The sequence below is a fragment of the Pseudoalteromonas sp. BSi20652 genome, assembly GCF_000239855.1.
Classification (GTDB): domain Bacteria; phylum Pseudomonadota; class Gammaproteobacteria; order Enterobacterales; family Alteromonadaceae; genus Pseudoalteromonas.
The window spans coordinates 1-17,447 of the sequence record NZ_BADT01000077.1 but is presented as its reverse complement, the minus strand read 5'-3'; the positions used below and the strand labels follow the sequence as shown (position 1 = coordinate 17,447).

Below are 17,447 nucleotides of genomic sequence, written 5' to 3'. Positions count from 1 at the left end.
TAAACCTAAACACACTTTCCAGGCGTGCGCCTTCAGCCACTCAGCCATCCCTCCACTATGCTGCAATTGTGTAATGCAACAGCGCGCTATAGTATGAAATAGACCCTTAAGGTGCAAGGCATTTTTAAATATGAACCTTCAAATGCTTACTTATTAAACAACCCTTTGTATGTAAGCACAAAAAACGGCCAAATCTGAGACTTAACCGTTTTTAAATTTATATTTTAAAAATTACTTAACCATATTTGCTGTAAAATCCAACATGCGGTTAAGTGATTTAAGTGCACCTTCACGTAAATCCATATCAACAAATACCTCTTTACCTTTAGGGCTTATAAGAGCTTCCTCAATCGCTTTTAAGCCATTCATTGCCATCCAAGGACAGTTAGCACAACTTTTACATGAAGCGCCCTCCCCTGCTGTTGGAGCGGCAAAAAACTCCTTATCTGGGCATAGCTGCTGCATTTTATAAAAGATACCGCGATCAGTTGCTACTATAAACTTATTATTTGCCATTGTTTGCGCGGCTTTAATTAGCTGACTTGTTGAGCCTACAGCATCGGCAAGTGCAACAATTTCTGCTGGCGACTCCGGATGAACTAATACGCCGGCATCTGGATGCAGTGCTTTAAAATCTTTTAATGCTTTGGTTTTAAACTCGTCATGTACAATACATGCTCCATTCCACATAAGCATATCTGCACCGGTATTCTTTTGAATATAGCTGCCTAAGTGTTTATCTGGTCCCCAAATGATTTTTTCACCTTGCTCATCGAGGTGCTCTACTATTTCAAGTGCACACGATGAGGTTACAATCCAATCTGCACGCGCTTTAACAGCGGCAGAGGTGTTTGCATATACAACCACCTTACGATCAGGGTGTTGATCACAAAACGCTGAAAACTCATCGACAGGACAACCAATATCTAGCGAACATGTTGCTTCAAGGGATGGCATAACCACTATTTTATTGGGTGTTAATATTTTAGCCGTTTCGCCCATGAATTTTACGCCCGCGACGATAATCATATCTGCATCGTGACGAGCACCAAAACGTGCCATTTCTAACGAATCGGCAACGCAACCGCCAGTTTCTTCGGCAAGTGCTTGAATTTCAGGATCGGTATAATAATGTGCAACAAGTACTGCATTTTTATCTTTGAGTAATTGTTTTATACGCGCTTTATAGTCGCCTTGCTCGTCTTGTGTTAACGGGGCTGGCTTAGGAGGAAAAATATAACCTTCTGGCATAATAGTTTGAGCTAGACTCATGTTCTCGACCACTTATCTACAGTGCATTAATTAGGGCGAATTATACGAGAATATAAACATAAATAACAGCAAACTAGCAGTGCTGTTTATAAAAAATAGATTGAAGATTTAAAAAAGAATATAAGGAAAATTATTAGAGAGTGGTGGGTTATGATGGATTTGAACCATCGACCAATTGATTAAAAGTCAACTGCTCTACCAACTGAGCTAATAACCCGCTCTTTTTGCCGCATTTCGAGTGGGGTAACCATTCGTTTGCTGCGGGCGCTTATAATACTTATTTAAAAAATGAGTGCAACCGAAATTGTCTCTTTTTTTAGTTTTTATGCCTAGTTGACCAATTTTAGACCGCTTATGACAAAAAGCAGTCTAATCAAGCTCATTCTATTATTTTTACAAACGATCAGTGGCTAATTTTGCAGCAGTTGTACTTGGGTACTGATTAATAAGATCGTTCAGTATTTTTTCTGCCTCAGTAGTTAAACCTTGCTCTTGTAAAAGTGTGCCTAACTTTAACATAGCGTCTGGGCGTTTATTAGAATTTGGAAATTCGTTCACAACGACTTTAAAATGCTCAACCGCTTTTACGCCATCATTTTTAATCGTCAACAATTGCCCAAGCCAGTAATGTGCATTAGATGCGTATACCGAATCCGGATATGTTGTTAAAAATGTTTGGAATTCAGGAATAGCCTGTTCATAGCGTTTATCTTTCATTATTAACGCAACAGCACGCTCGTAAGCTTCATTTTCAGATAAGTCACTGCTATATGTCTGTGCATTGCTTTGTTGCGTGTAATCAGGCACAGGCGCTGCAGGAGGCTGTGTATAAGCTTGACTTACACGGTTCTCTATTTCTTGATACAACTCACGTTGCCGCTGGAGTACTTTTTCAAGCTTATAACTCTGCTCTTCTGTAACACCGCGAATTTGACTAACTTCATCTTGGAGTAAATTAAGTTGTTGTTGTAACTCCACTTGTAAATAGTTACGCGACTGCATCATACTCTCAAGCGATGCTAAGCGCTTCTCAATACTTGATTGTGAACTCGCAGCTTCTGAAACAGGAGCGGGAGCAGCCCATAATTGGGTGCTCCCGCTCAATATCATTGCTGCCAAAATAATTTTCGGCTTCATAATATCTCTTATCTTAGTAAACGAGTACCGCACGGCGGTTTTTAGCGAAAGCAGATTCAGTGCGAGACTTAACCATAGGTTTCTCTTCACCATAGCTCACTACTGACATTTGGCTAGCTGAAACACCTAGGCTTAATAAGTATTTTTCAACGGCCTGGCCACGGTTTTCACCTAACGCAATATTGTACTCTGGCGTACCACGCTCATCGGCATGGCCTTCAATTAATACTTTAACTGATGAGTTTTGAACTAAAAACTCAGCATGTGCACGAAGTAAATCAGCGTATTTACCTTCAACTGTCGCTTTATCAAAATCAAAGTAGATAACTTGCTCTTGACGAAGTGCTTCGTATTTTTGACGAAGTTGTTCTTCAGCACGTTGTTCAGGAGAGATTGTAGCTACTTCAACTGTATCCGTGTTTGTTGCTTGTTCAACAACACCTTGATTTGATTGGTTTGCAGCACCTTCATCAATATCTGAAGATGAGCTACAAGCTGCTAATGTCATTACTGGCACAGCAATTAGCAGGCCTTTAAGTATTTTGTTAAGTTGCATTTAGTAGATTCCTATTTTGAGTAAACCAGTAATATTACTGTAAGTATGGCGACCAAGCTGGTGCCTTTACTTGTCCGTCTAGCACAGGTAACCGTGCTTTAAAGCGGCCGTCCATCGATACTAGCGCAAGTACCTGTTTGTTATTATGGAGCGTGCTGTAAATAATCATCGAGCCATTTGGCGCTATACTCGGTGATTCATCTAGGCGGGTTCGCGTTAATACTTGGAACGCACCTGTAGCCAGCTCTTTCTTAGCAAGATGGTACTGACCGTTAGTACGGTTTACCATCACTAATTCTTTACTATCAGGCGTTATAGAACCAGCAAGATTCATGTCACCGTCAAAAGTTAAACGTTGTGAACGCCCAGTTTTTAAATTTAACTTATAAATCTGAGCATTACCACCCCTTTCAGAAGTAAACACTATATCTTGACCATTAGGGTACCAAGATGGCTCAGTATCTATACTGCGGTGATTTGTTAAGCGTGTTTCTTTGCGTGTAGCTAATTCAAGCATGTAAACTTCTGTTGCACCGGTCTTATCTTTAGAAAGCACTAATAATAGTTTTTTACCATCTGGTGAAAATTGAGGTGCACCGTTAATTCCACGATAACTTGCTATTACTTCACGCTTACCACTGTATAGATCTTGAATATAAATTTGACTTTGACGGTTTTCAAACGTCACATAGGCTAATTTAGTGCCATCTGGCGACCATGCTGGCGACATTAACGGCTCTTTTGAGCGCAGTAATACTTGCTCGTTAAATCCGTCATAATCGGCAACCACTAACTGGTAAGGCTTATCATCTTCTTCGCGAACAATAACGTATGCAATTTTAGTTAAAAAAGCGCCTTTTTCACCCGTCAGCGTTTCGTAAATAACATCGCTAATTCGGTGCGAGTAACGGCGAAAGCCACTCTCAGCAATAACACTTTCACGTGCTTCTAAAATATGGTCTTGGCTTTTAACTAGTTTGCCATTACTCATCATCTGCGTGTTACCACCGGTTATTTGGCCACGTATTACATCAACTAACTCGTAACGTACCAAGTAGCGTCCATCTGTTTGCTGCTCTACTTCACCAACGAGTATTGCTTCTACACCTTTATTAACCCAAGACGCATAATCAACTTCGCCATCTTTAGTCGGTTGTTGTGGCATTTGCGCTACATCTACAGGTTTAAATTTACCACTACGCATTAAATCGGCAGCAATAACACTGCTTAATTTTTCAGGGATTGGGCCAACACCTTGGTACTTAAAAGGGACTATAGCAATAGGCCTTGCGCCGTCTACACCCTCAGTTATTACAATTTCAAGTGCTGCATTAGCAACACCCACAAACCCAAACAGTAAAACTAAACAGGCTATTTTTATTTTGTTGAACATATCATTCCTTTAAAATTCTGGCTTGATTGTTAAATTAATATTCTTAAGTTGTTCGAATACGTCTTTATCTTGAGATACCGGTAATGTATCGGTCATGCGCACTGCTCTTAATGCAGCTTCACACACTAACTTATCGCCACCTAATGATTTAACTTGCGTTACTAAACCATTAAAACCTAAACGAATATTAACTCGGCACTGTTGGTTTTTCATTTTTTCATCAATCAATAAGTTTTGCTGAATACGCGCCATAATTAATGCACGGTACTTATCAACTTCGCTCACTACTTGTTGTTGACGTATTTTACTACGGGCAGCTTGCTCTTTGGCAAGTTGCTCTTGTAACATTTGCTCTTGCATTGCTTGCTGGCGTTTACGTTCTGCCTCGGCTGCACGCTCTTTCGCCTCGATTTCACGTTTTTTACGTTCAGCTTCTGCTTTTTTAAGTGCATCTTCTTCGGTTTTACGTTTATCAGCAGCAGCTTTAGCGGCGTTTTCAGACTCTTGCTTCTCTTTCTCAGCCTGTTTTGCTTTAGCGCGTTCTTTTTGCTCAATAGCACGCGCTTTTTTAGCTTGTGCTTGTGCCTCTGCTGTTTCTTTTTCTTTAGCTTTGCGTTCTTGCTCTAGCTTTTTTATATGCCTAGATTCAGATTCGCGTTGCTTACGTGCATTTGCCGCTCTGCGCTCTAAATCACGGATACGTTTGTCTTCAGCACTTTTTTTATCTTTTTCTTTCTTTTGAAGCTCAGCTATTTTTTGCTCAACTTGCTTTTGATCAACAGTAATAGCTGATACTGCTTTATCTGGCGTGGGTATAGCCGAATTAAGCGTTACCTCCATTACTTTAGGTGCTGGCGGATGAATGTTTGCAGACGCATACAAAAAACCACCAATCCCCAAATGAAGTACTATTGATTTTACTACTGAACCATTCATACAGTTATTTCCCCTCAAAGGATTCAGTCATTAATCCTACTGATGGTACGCCTGCATTCTTCAAAAAATCCATTAGTAATAGTACTTCTTGATACGACACCTTACCCGAGCCTTTAATCATGACCGGCACGTCAGGATTTTTCATTAACTGTAATTTTATAACCGCAGCTACATCAATTGCTTCCATAGGTTCTTCAGGATCAGTACCTACGCTCACATAATATTTACCTTGTGCATCTATTGAGGCAATAATTGGCGGAGTATCTTTAGTATCAACTAAATCAGACTCTTCCATTTTAGGTAAATCAACTTTTACACCGTGTGTTATAAGCGGTGCTGTGGCCATAAATATAATAAGGAGTACCAACATTACATCAATGTAAGGTACTACATTAATTTCTGCGACCGGACGGCGCTTTTTACGCTGATACATTCGCTTGTGCCTCTATTTGTGTAGCTGCTTGACGGTGTAAAATATTAGCAAACTCTTCCATAAAGTTAATATAGTGAGACTCAAGCTTTTCAACGCTATTTGAAAAACGGTTGTAAGCAATAACAGCAGGGATAGCAGCAAATAAACCCATAGCAGTCGCAATAAGTGCCTCTGCAATACCGGGTGCTACCATTTGCAAAGTAGCTTGCTTAACTTCACCTAGTGCAATAAAGGCATTCATAATACCCCACACTGTACCAAATAAACCTATGTAAGGACTTATAGAACCTACCGTTGCTAAAAAGGATAAGCTAGATTCTGTTTTTTCTATTTCACGAGAAAGCGCAACACGCATTGAACGATGCGTACCTTCCATTACGATACTTGCACTTTGGAACGTGTTTTTCTTATGACGAGCAAATTCTTTAAAACCAGCAACAAACAGTGCTTCAATACCTTGTGACTGACCACTGCGTGATGATATCTCGTTATAAAGTTTGCTTAAATCAATACCAGACCAAAATTTTTGTTCAAACTTTTTAGCATTTTTTAAAGCATCTGATATTGCTTTTTTACGCTGAAATATAATTGCCCACGACATTACAGACATAACAACTAGACCTAACATAACTAGCTGAACAAGCAAACTGGCTTCTAAAATTAGATCTAAAAAATTAAGCCCTGATCCCACGTTAAACTCCTAAGTAATTTCAAAATACGGCAAATTGGTTAATTTGTGTAAATATGACCGTTTAAATGGCCAAAAGTTGCATATAGTGTATCTAGTCCATTTCAAACTAACAACGATATTGCTATGAATAGGCAACAAAAAACGTTAAAAATCGTCTTTATTTATCATTTACCATATCAGAGCCAATCTAAGTTTTATTTACAGATCGCAGTACAACCAAGAAAATGCTTAAATATATAGATAAACATCATAAAACGTAGTATTTATTCAAAATTCACGCATAAACACTCAAAAATAGTTTAATCCCACTTGCACGTAATAGTAAAACTAATGTTGGCCAGCAACCAAACGACCAACATAATCATTAATTTTCATGCGCTTAAAAATTAAGTGATTAATTAACGAACTACATCGCTGCAACAATTAAATTCATCGGATTATATTTTCTAATCTGAAAAAACAAATTTTCTAGTTTGAACATATAGCCGATATTACGTATTATTAATCTATACAGAACTAGCGCACTGAATGAGATAGCTTCATTAAGCCAAGTTCTTAGTAATAGGATTTTTATCGTATTACGTTGTTTTGCTCTTTTTGGATAAAACCTGATTGTGTAAAACTTAGTTCCCCAGATTACTTCCTTAAACTTGTTGTTTGCCCGCATTTTTTGCGGGCTTTTTTTTGCCTGCAATTTAGTGTGCTAGCTACTTTATTTATAAGCTAATAGTTACCCTATCTAATTTTCAATAAATAGTTCACCTACTCGCTTGAATGATACGCACAATAGCTATGCGAGTCTTAACGCTCTGTGAATTAACAGTTAACTATAAAGCGTATTAGTATTTTGAAGTAACATGTGCAACTGTGTGTTGAGGTTTTAGGTAAAATAATTTAAAAGAACGGGATACTAAGTCAATTACCTGCTGCGCAATAAATCACAGCAAGTAAGGTATATGAGGCTAGAGGCAATTTACTCTTTGTTGCCTAGCATATATGTAGGTAAGGGTCGTGAGCAGGACGCAGGTGCTTTGCTGTGTTTTTACTTATTCTTACACTGGTGTAAGCCAAGAAAGTAACGCAGGAGCAATTACCGAGCCCACTAGATTACAAACCTCGCGCCACGATTTAATCGCCCCTAGATAAAACAAATTTTAATCCTGAAGGGTCAACAGGCCCTACTCTTTTTTAGGAAGTAAACCAAAGTGATGGTACGCACTGTCAGACACTATGCGACCTCGTGGTGTGCGCTGAATAAACCCTTGCTGAATTAAAAACGGCTCTATTACATCTTCTATTGTTTCGCGTTCTTCACCAATAGCTGCAGCTACATTGTCTAGTCCTACAGGACCGCCCATAAATTTTTCAATTATGGCGAGTAAATATTTGCGATCCATATAATCAAAACCGCTTTTATCTACATCAATCATATCAAGCGCTTGCTTAGCTACTTCGGCGTTTACTGTACCGTCAGATTTTACCTGTGTGTAATCGCGTACACGACGCAATAAGCGGTTAGCTATACGCGGTGTGCCACGCGAGCGCTGTGCAATTTCGGTAGCACCATCGTCACACATTTCTAAACCAAGATAATGTGCTGATCGCCCTACTATGTGCGATAAATCTTCAACTGAATAAAACTCTAATCGCTGCACAATACCAAAACGGTCACGCAGTGGCGATGTAAGCGAGCCAGCCCGCGTGGTTGCACCAATAAGTGTAAATGCGGGCAAGTCTAATTTAATAGAGCGCGCAGCTGGGCCTTCACCAATCATTATATCAAGCTGGTAGTCTTCCATTGCGGGATAAAGTATTTCTTCAACTTGCGGGCTTAGCCTATGTATCTCATCAATAAACAGTACATCGCCTTCTTCTAAATTAGTAAGTAGTGCAGCTAAATCGCCTGCTTTTTCAAGTACAGGGCCTGATGTTGTTTTAATACTTACGTGTAATTCGTTGGCGACAATATTTGCAAGCGTGGTTTTACCAAGCCCAGGTGGGCCAAATATTAATAAATGATCGAGCGCTTCACCACGGGTTCGGGCAGCTTCAATAAAAATTTCCATTTGCTGCTTAACATGAGGCTGCCCTCTGTAGTCGGCTAAAAGTTTAGGCCTTATTGCACGATCTATAGAGTCTTCATTTGTTTTTTCAGTCGCATCAATTAAGCGATCCGCTTCAATCATGGGTTACTCACAACATAGATTTTAAAGATTCTCTAATAAGAACCTCAGTAGACATATCGGGTTTGCTTATCGATTTTACTGCTTTTTGAGCTTGTGGCAATTTATAACCTAACGCAAGCAATGCCGATACGGCATCATCCGCTGCATTGTTAGCAATCGTCGCATCGCTCATTGGCTCTATCACTGCGTTGTCGCTAAATGGCGTAAATAAATCATTACCCCAATCTTTTAATCGGTCTTTCATTTCGAGTACTAAACGCTCAGCTGTTTTTTTGCCTACACCCGGTAATTTAACAAGCGATGTTGAGTCTTCGTTATTTACACAGCTAACAAATTGCTTTGCCGACATGCCCGATAAAATAGCTAAGCCAAGTTTTGGCCCTACGCCATTTGCTTTTAATAGCTCTCTAAACAAGGCGCGTTCAACTTTATTATTAAAACCAAATAATAATTGAGCATCTTCACGTACTACAAAGTGGGTGTAAACAATCGCGTTTTCACCAATTTTTGGTAAATCGTAAAAACAGGTCATTGGCATTTGTACTTCGTAACCTACACCACTTACTTCGAGTAATATTTCTGGTGGCTGTTTTTCGATTAAAATACCATTTAAGCGGCCTATCATAGTTATTTCCTTAAACGTCCTCTAACGGTTTTGCTTGCGCTGCCCGCTAGTTTAATTAAATTTTGTTCAGAGTGTGCGTGGCAAATCGCAATAGCGAGTGCATCAGCTGCATCGGCCTGTGGCGTACCGGGTAATTTTAAAATATTTTTTACCATGTGTTGCACTTGTGTTTTATCTGCGCCACCGTTGCCTACTACTGCTTGCTTAATTTGCCTAGCTGAGTATTCAAATACGGGTAAGTCAGCCATTGCAGCGCCAACAATCGCTGCGCCTCTAGCTTGGCCTAGTTTTAAAGCTGAATCGGGGTTATGCGCCATAAATACTTTTTCAATGGCAAAGGTTTCTGGTGAAAACTGCTCAATAAGCTGTGTAATGCCTTGGTAGATCATTTTAAGCCTAACCGGAAAAGGATGATCGGCTAACTTAATACAGCCACTTCCTAAGTATGTAAATTTAGAACCTTGATGGGCAACAACGCCATATCCGGTCAAACGTGAACCAGGATCGATCCCTAAAATGATGGCCAAACAGCACTCCATTGTTATTATTTTTAAATTACGCTAATAATGCCAGAGCACTGTATAAATTACCAGTACAAAGAAAACAAAATGCCCACGTATTAGGTGGGCATTTACTACTTAATCAATACGTATTAAGTTAGCCTAAGCTACCCTAGGGCACGCACTAATCCTTGGGTATTTTGTTTAAGTGTTCGGGCTATCATTAAATAGCCTAAGCCAGCTACAAATACACCGCCTGCTAGCGGCCCAATAATCCATATATGCGGATGTAACTTACCAGCTAAATCAAACATTTGTTGCTGCACAATTAAAAGCGCTATATCACTAAAAAATGCGGCAACTAACCCAGCTAAACCACCTAGTAGTAAAAACTCGTACAGGGTCGCATTTTTAATTAGTCGGCTTTTAGCACCAAGCGTACGCAGTATTACAATTTCTTGCATTCGCTCACCTAAACTAGCTTGAACTTGCGATATAAGTACAAGCGCACCACATAAAACAACAATGGCGAGTACAAAACCAATAGCGAGCGATACTTGCGATATTGTGGTTTGTATTTGCTTAACAAAGTTGTCTACATCAATCGCTGTAATTGTAGGGTAAGTACGCAATAACTGGCTAAAGTCGCGCTTTTGCTCCGGCTCTATTCTAACCGACGAAATATACGTTGCCGGAAAGTCAGCAAGTACATCTGGGCTTAAAATAATAAAAAAGTTAGGCTTAAGCGTGGCCCAATTAACTTTGCGAACACTGGTAATTTTAGCGTCGAACGACTGCGAACCAATTAAAAATGTAAGCGTATCGCCTATTTCGACATCCAAACGCTGAAGCATCGACTCCTCTACAGAGGCTTCAGCTATCGCATTTTCACCAAACCACGTGCCTTGTGTAACTTCATTTTGGTCAGGCACATCTTTAAGCCACGTAAGATTTAGCTCACGACCAATACCTGCACGTGCCTCTTCGTCTTTTTTCTCATTGTCTTGAAGTGATACCGAGCGCGCAACCAACTCGCCGTTCACTGCATTTACACGGCCACGAATAGTTGGATAAAACTCTGATACCTGAATACCTTTTTGGGCTAAATACTCATTAATTGGTTCAAGCTCGTTTTGTGTAATATTAACTAAAAATGCATTAGGCGCATCAGCTGGAAGTTGCGATTGCCAATCAGCTATCATGTCGTTTTTAAGCACAACTAAAAACAGCAGTAATTTAATGGCCAACGAAAAACTAATAAGTTGAACTGCATTTACATTCGCGCGCTTTTGAATAGACGCAATAGCCAATGACCAACTATTACCTGGTTTTAAACCCAGTTTTCGGCCACCACCAAAAATAAGCTTCGATATAAAAACAACACTCCAATTAAGGTAAGTGTGGTTATAAATAAGATAAGCGTTATTTTTATGTTGTTACTAAATAACCACATTAATAAAAACACGGTTAGTGCACTCATGCCTAAGTGCACACGACTTACAGCCAACTTATCACCTAAGTTACGACGCAGCACTCTAAGCGGTGGAATATCAAATAAATCGAATAACGGTTTAATAGAAAACATAACGGCACAAATTACGCCAGTACTTATAGCCACTAGCCAAGGTTTAAAGCCACCTAAAGGTAGCTCTGTGCCCATACTTTTTGATAAGTAGCTTGTTGCTATTTCTTGCAAGCCATAACCAATTAACAATCCAATACTTACCGCCATTGCGCATACAAGCAATAAATGAAGCATGTATATTTTACGGATCATTGAACGGCTACCGCCTAGGGTTTTCATCATCGCAACTGGGTCGTATTGGCGTTCACAATAACGTTTTGCTGAAACGGCTATAGCCACTGCAGCTAAAATAATGCCCAACAAACCCGCAAGTAATAAAAAGCTCTCGGCGCGGTTTAAACTATTTGAAATGGGTGATTGGCGGTCTTTAACACCATACCATTGTTGGTTTTCTTTCATTTGTGGTTTAAGCCACTCGTAAAAGCTATTTATGTCGGCTTCACTACCTGCATAAAGTTGGCGGTAATAAACACGACTACCCGGCTGCACAACTTCGGTTTTTTCCACATCGTAAATATTGATAAGCACACGACGGCTGCTCGAAAATACATTAAATGGCGCATCTGGCTCTTCTACAATAACTTTTGAAACATTAAACAATGCAGCACCAAGCTCTACTTGCGCGCCTATATCAATGTTTAAACTATAAAATACCGACTCACTTAGCCACACATTACCTGGGGCTGGCCCATTATTAGCAACTTTAGTTTCACCTGTTAGGGTATCTTTAACTTTTAACTGCCCTTTTAGCGGGTACGCATTAGATGCTGCTTTTACTGAGCTAAACTGCATTTCATCATCGGCAAACAGCATAGTATCGAAGTACACCATTTGCGCCGTTTTTAAATTTTGGCTTTGTGCCTGAACAATAAAAGCAGCGTCGATAACATGGTCGCTGGCAAGTACACGGTCTGCTGCGATAAAAGCACTGCTTTTTTGCGCAATACTTTGCCCTATTCGCTCAGTAACCATCGACAGTGTAAGCACGGTTAACACAGCAAGGGCGATAGCCGCACTTATAACTGTGAGCTCACCACGGCGAAATTCTCGCGAAAATAATTTAAGCGCTAACTTAACCCACATTAGCAACGTCCTCTACTTGGCTTTTTACCAGTAAACCCGCTTCTATTTGAATAATATGCTCACATTTTTGTGCAAGCCCTTCATCGTGAGTAACCAAAATAAGCGTAGTACCGTGTTGAGTTTTTAAATCAAATAAGAGCGACTCAATCATTTTACCATTTTTGCTGTCTAAGTTAGCCGAAGGCTCATCAGCAAATAGTATTTTTGGCGTACCAATAAATGCTCGCGCAATAGCAACACGTTGCTGCTCACCACCAGAGAGCTGCGATGGGTAATGATCAATACGATGGCTCAAACCTACTTTTTCAAGTAATGCAATTGCTTGTTCTTTCGCATCGCTTTTACCCGCAAGCTCGGCTGGCAACATAACGTTTTCAAGCGCGGTTAAGCTTTGCACTAACATAAACGATTGAAACACAAATCCAATTTTAGCCGCGCGCAGTGCAGCACGCTCTTCTTCATCTAAATTGTGTAATGGCTCGCCATCTAAAAACACCTCACCGCTGCTGGCGGTATCCAGTCCAGCTAATAAACTGAGTAACGTTGATTTACCCGAGCCCGACGTGCCGACAATAGCAACAGACTCGCCATGCTTGACATTAAAGCTGATGTCGCTGAGGATGGGCAGCTCACCTTCAAAGGTAGAGACTACTTTAGACAAACCATTAACCTGAATTATATTTAATTGAGAAAGCGCTGACATATGACTCATTCAATCCTTCGTTTAGTATTCATTTTATTTTTAGTTATCAAACCGCTGAGCGCAGCAGCTGAGAACACGATTTTAATACTCGGTGACAGTTTAAGCGCAGCCTACGGACTTCAACAAGAACAAGGCTGGGTAAAATTGTTACAAGATAAATACGATGACGAACAAGCCGACATTGAACTTATCAACGCCAGTATTAGTGGCGAAACATCTGGTGGAGCCCTACGACGTTTAGATGCATTGCTTGAGCAATACGAACCTACCCATGTACTTATTGAGCTAGGTGCTAATGACGGTTTACGTGGTTTTCCAGTAAAAAAAATGCAAACTAACTTAACGTCTCTTATTCAAAAAAGCCAAGCAGCTAATGCGATGACCGCCTTAATGGAGATTTACATTCCCCCTAATTACGGCCCTCGTTACAGTAAAATGTTTACCGACACTTTTAAACACATTAGCGAAGAGACAAATACGCATTTAATGAACTTTTTTATGTTAGATATTGCTGGAAAATCTGACTTAATGCAGAACGATAATCTACACCCTAACAAAAAAGCCCAACCATTAATACGAGATGAGATGTATGACTCGATCAAAAAGTGGTTAAATAAAGACTAGCCAATTAATAGACCGCAAGAGTGCCTTTTTAGGCCTCTTGCGTAATAAACACTCAAACAAACAATCGCTTATTGATTTTTTAAAAAATACACGTACTATTGCATACAAATCGGTATGTGGCGCAGCTTGGTAGCGCACTGTCATGGGGTGGCAGGGGTCGAGAGTTCGAATCTCTCCATACCGACCAATAACCACCTACATATCAATGGCTTGAGTGTGTTGCTTCAATTTATTCCACTTTCTTAGATTTATTAAATACTCAAACTAGCCAATAACTAGCCACTATAGAGACTTTTCACTTTCTCCAACCAAGTCTGAAAAGCTTAGCAACTCCCAGTTGTCAGCTTGCCAACTATAAATTATGGTTATTCAATTTTAACTTAACAGGTTTTAACACAAGCGAGCTTCGACTAGGTTTTAAATAGCGGAGTGTTGACGCTTAAATCCATCAATTTTATATTAAAGCTCTGACATGCTTTTACTACCAATAAGCTTAAACCATGCGTTAAAAGCAGTACTTTATTAGTGATTAAAATTATTGTATCTTCACTTTTGCTTACCAACATCAATTAATAACATTTTAAAGGACTATTATGAAAAGGGTTGTTGCATTACTAATATTACTTACCTCTCATGCCGCCATATCTCAGCAATTAGATTTAGGGATCAACTTTGTTAATGTAGATTCATTAAATGTAAGAGAGCTTCCTAACTCCAACTCTAAAGTGGTTGGTAAAAAGATATTTCGTCAAGGAGTTGATGTGTTGGAGTATCAAGGTGACTGGGCAAAAATAAGTTTTTATAATGAAGGTAAGGTGTCTATGAAATGGATATCAGCCAGTTATTTAGTAAAGACTAGGCCTGATAATAAGAAAAACAAATATGAGCTAAACGCAATAAAAGAGCAAATACCTCGTAGTAGTAACGAAAAAGCTGGCTACTTTTTATTATATACTGAAGTAGTGAACGGTAACTTTATTACCCTACATGAGCGCACAAGCTCTGCTTCAACTGGTTATACAAAGACAGAGTTCAATTGCAATACAAAACAGTACAGAGTTCTCGGTTACACAGAAAGGCATATTGAAAATATTTACTTTGATGACACACCAACGAATTGGGCTTACAGTAGGCAAGGCTCTAGTAAATACGATTTAATTAATTACGTATGTTCAACGAAGCGTTGATAAATACATTTCAATGTCTTTGGGGGAAATAGCTTCATTGTTGGGAGTGCGTACTTAGTCAGCTTACATATTGCATCAATACGAGCTTCTGGTGTTAGCTGGCTAAATAACTATAATAAGCTCTCAAGCTCTGCAGATAGTTCATTAACTAATGACCTGCCTTGTTTCAAACGTTAGCTTGATGGGTGTTCCCGCCTTACGCCCTCCTGTTTATTTACCTACTGCCATGATTGTTACTCTCGTTTATCTTTCTGTATGGTGGGTTTTACTAGGATTATTTAGGTTTTGAATATTAACTTTTGCTAACAATATCAAGTTTTGACAATACTACCGCTTAAATCCTGCCGTTAAGCGCCCTGCTAGTGTGCTTGATACTTTAATCGTGTTAGTAGACTCTATGGGTGCGTTATCGCCTTGCATTTCGTTGTGGGCTTTAATCGCGCTATTGCTACAGTAGCATTTAGCATCCCTTTGTCTTTATTCTCAGTCACACCCATATTTATGATGCTCTGTAGGGCTTCTAGCTTCTTAGCTTTCTCCCATATAAATTGACTGTGTTGTTCTTGCTGGTGGACTTTAATCGCGTTTTGGATAACAGGTTTTGTAAGGTTTTCAGCGCCTATAGCTTGTGAGGTTTTTTCACTATAACCCGCTTTAATGGCTGCTTGTGTCGCATTGCCACCATTGAGCAAGTAAGCCTTAACAAAAGCATCTTATTTAATTGTTAGCTTACTAGTCATAATTCTGCCTTGCGTAAATGATTTTATTAAAACAATTGTAACAAGTAGCATTTTCAATAATGGGTATTCATTCCTTTTTTAGTAGCCACTAAATAGCCTTACCCCTGCCTGTTATCCGAAAGTATCTAAAAGCACGTGCCGTTATTAGCAATTCAAGTATTCAGTGGCTAACCGTACCTAGTTGCCAGTTCTTGTTTAGTTCTAATATTCCAGTATGTACATGGTAATAATATAAGCTGTCCGATGATAGGACTATGGCTTAGTTTTTCCCTCTTATATAGCTGTCCGATTATCGTATTGTGGTTAACGTTAGAAAGCTCCATAACCCCATACCACAGTCCGATGAATAACAAACCATAATCCGTTAGTCGGTGTAGGCAATTATTCATTACTGGGGCGTCTAAACTCGCTCAAAAAATCTACCGCTGGTTTAGTCGTTGGATTAACGTCAAGCTTGCCTTTACACTCATCAATAGGCTGCCAAGTAAGCGCGTATAAGCTTGGTAAGTTACCGCCTGTACTCCAGTCTTTCCCACCTGCGCGAGTTAATTCTATTAAGCCATTTTTTATCAACGCTTTAATAGAACGCGTTAGTGTATCTTGGCTCTTAAAACCATATTTCTTTAAAATGGATAGCGTTGCACACAAATCACCATTATTGTGTCCATTATATTGGGCTGCAATATACATTAGTATCGTTTTTGCCCCGTAATCTAAAATGCAAAACCTAGGATTAAGAATAACTGCTACTGGCATTACAGCTACTCCACCGTGGTTTTGTGAATAATAATTTACTTGGTAAGAGTTTATTTTTTTCTTAGCCATTTTTATGCTAATGTTCCTTAGCTGGTGGTAAGCCTGCAAACTTGGCCACCAGCTTAATGTTATATATCAAAATGTATTTAAGCCGATTAAATCAACTTTTAGTCGGCTTTTCTTTTTCATAAACAGAATCATTAGCGGCAACTCCTAAAGATAGAAAATACTCTTTTTTTGCATCTGTCATTTCTTTAAAAGCTTTTGGTTCACGCTTGCGCCCTTGAACGGCCTGTTTATGAGACTCTGTACCTAATTCTTTTCGTCTTTCACGCCTTGCTGCTCTATCCTTATCAATATCACCGCTTAAATGCCTTGGGTCTAATTGCAGCAATGTTTTTTTGTTCCTTCTATTTTGACTGAGTGAATTAACCAATAACCATAGCTTTTACTTCTTAGCTGTTGCAATGCTGAACGCATTGTTTCGCCTAAGTCAGTGCTTAATGCTAAATTATTTCTTTGATGTGGCTTGCCGTCTGCTAAAGCTTTAAGCAATTTGTAAGCGTTAGAATTTTGCACTGGTATTACCTCCAGTGCTGTGGTTTTAAAAACTTCTGTTAGTGGCTTGTGTAAGTTATCCATGATTAAGACTCCTTACTTGTTAGCCAACTATCCAAGCTTTTACGCTTAAACACACAGCATCGGCTGGTTATATGTATTTTAGGTGGGAAAGTTTGATCGTTCTCAGTAAGTCTATGTAATGTGACTCGACTAATGCCTAAATATTGAGCCGCCTCTTTTAAGCGTAAATACTCGCCAAGCGGCTTTTGGTTTATCGTTATATTATTCATTGAAAATTGCCTCGTAAGTAACTTAAAGCAACTTTAAGCGCTTAACTGAGCTAATGCCATTTGTGAAAATTAACCCATTTAGTTACTTTAACTTTTAGCTAATTTTTACTGAATAAATCTCCTGTTTTTTTATACTCCTCCATCCAACATGCGAATGTATTGTGCGCTACTTGCTCAACTTTATTCGAG

At 39.3% G+C, this 17,447-nt stretch carries 17 protein-coding genes, 2 tRNA genes and 2 pseudogenes; 3 read left to right on the top strand and 18 right to left on the bottom strand.

Features of this window, described 5'->3' with window-relative positions; all coding sequences use genetic code 11:
• Positions 1-231: 231 nt before the first annotated feature.
• The 13 genes and pseudogenes from nadA to P20652_RS11980 all read right to left on the bottom strand — a co-directional run bounded on the left by nadA (position 232) and on the right by P20652_RS11980 (position 13,100).
• A complete protein-coding gene (nadA, locus tag P20652_RS11930) occupies positions 232-1,272 on the bottom strand; it encodes a quinolinate synthase NadA (RefSeq protein WP_008167572.1) in 1,041 nt (346 codons plus the stop codon).
• Positions 1,273-1,413: 141 nt separating this feature from the next.
• Positions 1,414-1,489, bottom strand: a tRNA-Lys gene (locus P20652_RS17835).
• A 176-nt stretch (positions 1,490-1,665) separates the two neighbouring features.
• Positions 1,666-2,409 carry a tol-pal system protein YbgF gene (gene ybgF / locus P20652_RS11935; RefSeq protein WP_033017307.1) on the bottom strand — a complete coding sequence of 248 codons (744 nt, stop codon included), beginning with the start codon at positions 2,407-2,409 and terminating at the stop codon, positions 1,666-1,668.
• A 13-nt stretch (positions 2,410-2,422) separates the two neighbouring features.
• A complete protein-coding gene (gene pal, locus P20652_RS11940; protein WP_008167569.1) occupies positions 2,423-2,965 on the bottom strand; it encodes a peptidoglycan-associated lipoprotein Pal in 543 nt (180 codons plus the stop codon).
• Between the two features lie 34 nt (positions 2,966-2,999).
• On the bottom strand, positions 3,000-4,358 hold the full coding sequence (tolB, locus tag P20652_RS11945) for a Tol-Pal system beta propeller repeat protein TolB (RefSeq protein WP_008167567.1): 1,359 nt from the start codon (positions 4,356-4,358) through the stop codon (positions 3,000-3,002).
• Between the two features lie 9 nt (positions 4,359-4,367).
• Positions 4,368-5,294, bottom strand: coding sequence for a cell envelope integrity protein TolA (gene tolA, locus P20652_RS11950; protein WP_008167565.1), 927 nt, complete (start codon positions 5,292-5,294; stop codon positions 4,368-4,370).
• Between the two features lie 4 nt (positions 5,295-5,298).
• Positions 5,299-5,727, bottom strand: coding sequence for a protein TolR (gene tolR / locus P20652_RS11955; protein ID WP_008167563.1), 429 nt, complete (start codon positions 5,725-5,727; stop codon positions 5,299-5,301).
• Positions 5,714-6,418 carry a protein TolQ gene (tolQ, locus tag P20652_RS11960; RefSeq protein WP_008167562.1) on the bottom strand — a complete coding sequence of 235 codons (705 nt, stop codon included), beginning with the start codon at positions 6,416-6,418 and terminating at the stop codon, positions 5,714-5,716. The genes tolR and tolQ overlap by 14 nt, the downstream gene beginning before the upstream one ends.
• Before the next feature lie 1,178 nt (positions 6,419-7,596).
• Positions 7,597-8,604 (bottom strand): Holliday junction branch migration DNA helicase RuvB, encoded by a 1,008-nt coding sequence (gene ruvB / locus P20652_RS11965; protein WP_008167558.1) that lies wholly within the window; start codon positions 8,602-8,604, stop codon positions 7,597-7,599.
• Between the two features lie 7 nt (positions 8,605-8,611).
• A complete protein-coding gene (gene ruvA / locus P20652_RS11970) occupies positions 8,612-9,229 on the bottom strand; it encodes a Holliday junction branch migration protein RuvA (RefSeq protein ID WP_008167557.1) in 618 nt (205 codons plus the stop codon).
• 2 nt (positions 9,230-9,231) lie between these two features.
• Entirely contained in the window at positions 9,232-9,756 is a 525-nt protein-coding gene (gene ruvC, locus P20652_RS11975) for a crossover junction endodeoxyribonuclease RuvC (RefSeq protein WP_002960649.1), read from the bottom strand.
• Positions 9,757-9,896: 140 nt separating this feature from the next.
• Positions 9,897-12,397: pseudogene (locus P20652_RS17825) on the bottom strand (ABC transporter permease).
• Positions 12,387-13,100, bottom strand: a complete 714-nt coding sequence (locus P20652_RS11980; RefSeq protein ID WP_008167549.1) for an ABC transporter ATP-binding protein — start codon at positions 13,098-13,100, stop codon at positions 12,387-12,389. Before P20652_RS11980 ends, P20652_RS17825 begins: the two are co-directional and overlap by 11 nt.
• Between P20652_RS11980 and P20652_RS11985 the strand changes: the two genes are divergently transcribed.
• The 3 genes from P20652_RS11985 (at position 13,101) to P20652_RS19495 (ending at position 14,911) form a co-directional block, all read left to right on the top strand.
• Positions 13,101-13,724 (top strand): arylesterase, encoded by a 624-nt coding sequence (locus P20652_RS11985; RefSeq protein WP_008167547.1) that lies wholly within the window; start codon positions 13,101-13,103, stop codon positions 13,722-13,724.
• A gap of 110 nt (positions 13,725-13,834) precedes the next feature.
• Positions 13,835-13,911, top strand: a tRNA-Pro gene (locus tag P20652_RS11990).
• 406 nt (positions 13,912-14,317) lie between these two features.
• Positions 14,318-14,911 (top strand): SH3 domain-containing protein, encoded by a 594-nt coding sequence (locus tag P20652_RS19495; RefSeq protein WP_008167544.1) that lies wholly within the window; start codon positions 14,318-14,320, stop codon positions 14,909-14,911.
• 395 nt (positions 14,912-15,306) lie between these two features.
• On the opposite strand, the pseudogene P20652_RS17815 reads toward P20652_RS19495, so the two are convergent.
• The 5 genes and pseudogenes from P20652_RS17815 to P20652_RS17810 all read right to left on the bottom strand — a co-directional run.
• Positions 15,307-15,609 (bottom strand): annotated as a pseudogene (locus P20652_RS17815) (terminase small subunit); the annotation flags it as partial.
• Between the two features lie 423 nt (positions 15,610-16,032).
• Complete coding sequence (locus P20652_RS11995; RefSeq protein ID WP_008167540.1) at positions 16,033-16,476, bottom strand: hypothetical protein; 444 nt, start codon at positions 16,474-16,476, stop codon at positions 16,033-16,035.
• 91 nt (positions 16,477-16,567) lie between these two features.
• A complete protein-coding gene (locus P20652_RS12000; RefSeq protein WP_008167538.1) occupies positions 16,568-16,801 on the bottom strand; it encodes a hypothetical protein in 234 nt (77 codons plus the stop codon).
• Positions 16,789-17,049, bottom strand: a complete 261-nt coding sequence (locus P20652_RS12005; RefSeq protein WP_008167536.1) for a hypothetical protein — start codon at positions 17,047-17,049, stop codon at positions 16,789-16,791. The genes P20652_RS12000 and P20652_RS12005 overlap by 13 nt, the downstream gene beginning before the upstream one ends.
• Positions 17,050-17,051: 2 nt before the next feature.
• A complete protein-coding gene (locus P20652_RS17810; RefSeq protein ID WP_050548198.1) occupies positions 17,052-17,258 on the bottom strand; it encodes an AlpA family transcriptional regulator in 207 nt (68 codons plus the stop codon).
• Between the last annotated feature and the right edge of the window lie 189 nt (positions 17,259-17,447).

Coding starts and splice junctions, on each gene's coding strand:
- P20652_RS11985 (WP_008167547.1), top strand. CDS start 13,101: ATGACTCATTCAATCCTTCGTTTAGTATTCATTTTATTTTTAGTTATC.
- tolR (WP_008167563.1), bottom strand. CDS start 5,727: ATGTATCAGCGTAAAAAGCGCCGTCCGGTCGCAGAAATTAATGTAGTA.
- P20652_RS11980 (WP_008167549.1), bottom strand. CDS start 13,100: ATGTCAGCGCTTTCTCAATTAAATATAATTCAGGTTAATGGTTTGTCT.
- P20652_RS19495 (WP_008167544.1), top strand. CDS start 14,318: ATGAAAAGGGTTGTTGCATTACTAATATTACTTACCTCTCATGCCGCC.
- P20652_RS12005 (WP_008167536.1), bottom strand. CDS start 17,049: ATGGATAACTTACACAAGCCACTAACAGAAGTTTTTAAAACCACAGCA.
- ybgF (WP_033017307.1), bottom strand. CDS start 2,409: ATGAAGCCGAAAATTATTTTGGCAGCAATGATATTGAGCGGGAGCACC.
- tolA (WP_008167565.1), bottom strand. CDS start 5,294: ATGAATGGTTCAGTAGTAAAATCAATAGTACTTCATTTGGGGATTGGT.
- ruvB (WP_008167558.1), bottom strand. CDS start 8,604: ATGATTGAAGCGGATCGCTTAATTGATGCGACTGAAAAAACAAATGAA.
- nadA (WP_008167572.1), bottom strand. CDS start 1,272: ATGAGTCTAGCTCAAACTATTATGCCAGAAGGTTATATTTTTCCTCCT.
- tolB (WP_008167567.1), bottom strand. CDS start 4,358: ATGTTCAACAAAATAAAAATAGCCTGTTTAGTTTTACTGTTTGGGTTT.
- pal (WP_008167569.1), bottom strand. CDS start 2,965: ATGCAACTTAACAAAATACTTAAAGGCCTGCTAATTGCTGTGCCAGTA.
- ruvA (WP_008167557.1), bottom strand. CDS start 9,229: ATGATAGGCCGCTTAAATGGTATTTTAATCGAAAAACAGCCACCAGAA.
- P20652_RS11995 (WP_008167540.1), bottom strand. CDS start 16,476: ATGGCTAAGAAAAAAATAAACTCTTACCAAGTAAATTATTATTCACAA.
- P20652_RS17810 (WP_050548198.1), bottom strand. CDS start 17,258: ATGAATAATATAACGATAAACCAAAAGCCGCTTGGCGAGTATTTACGC.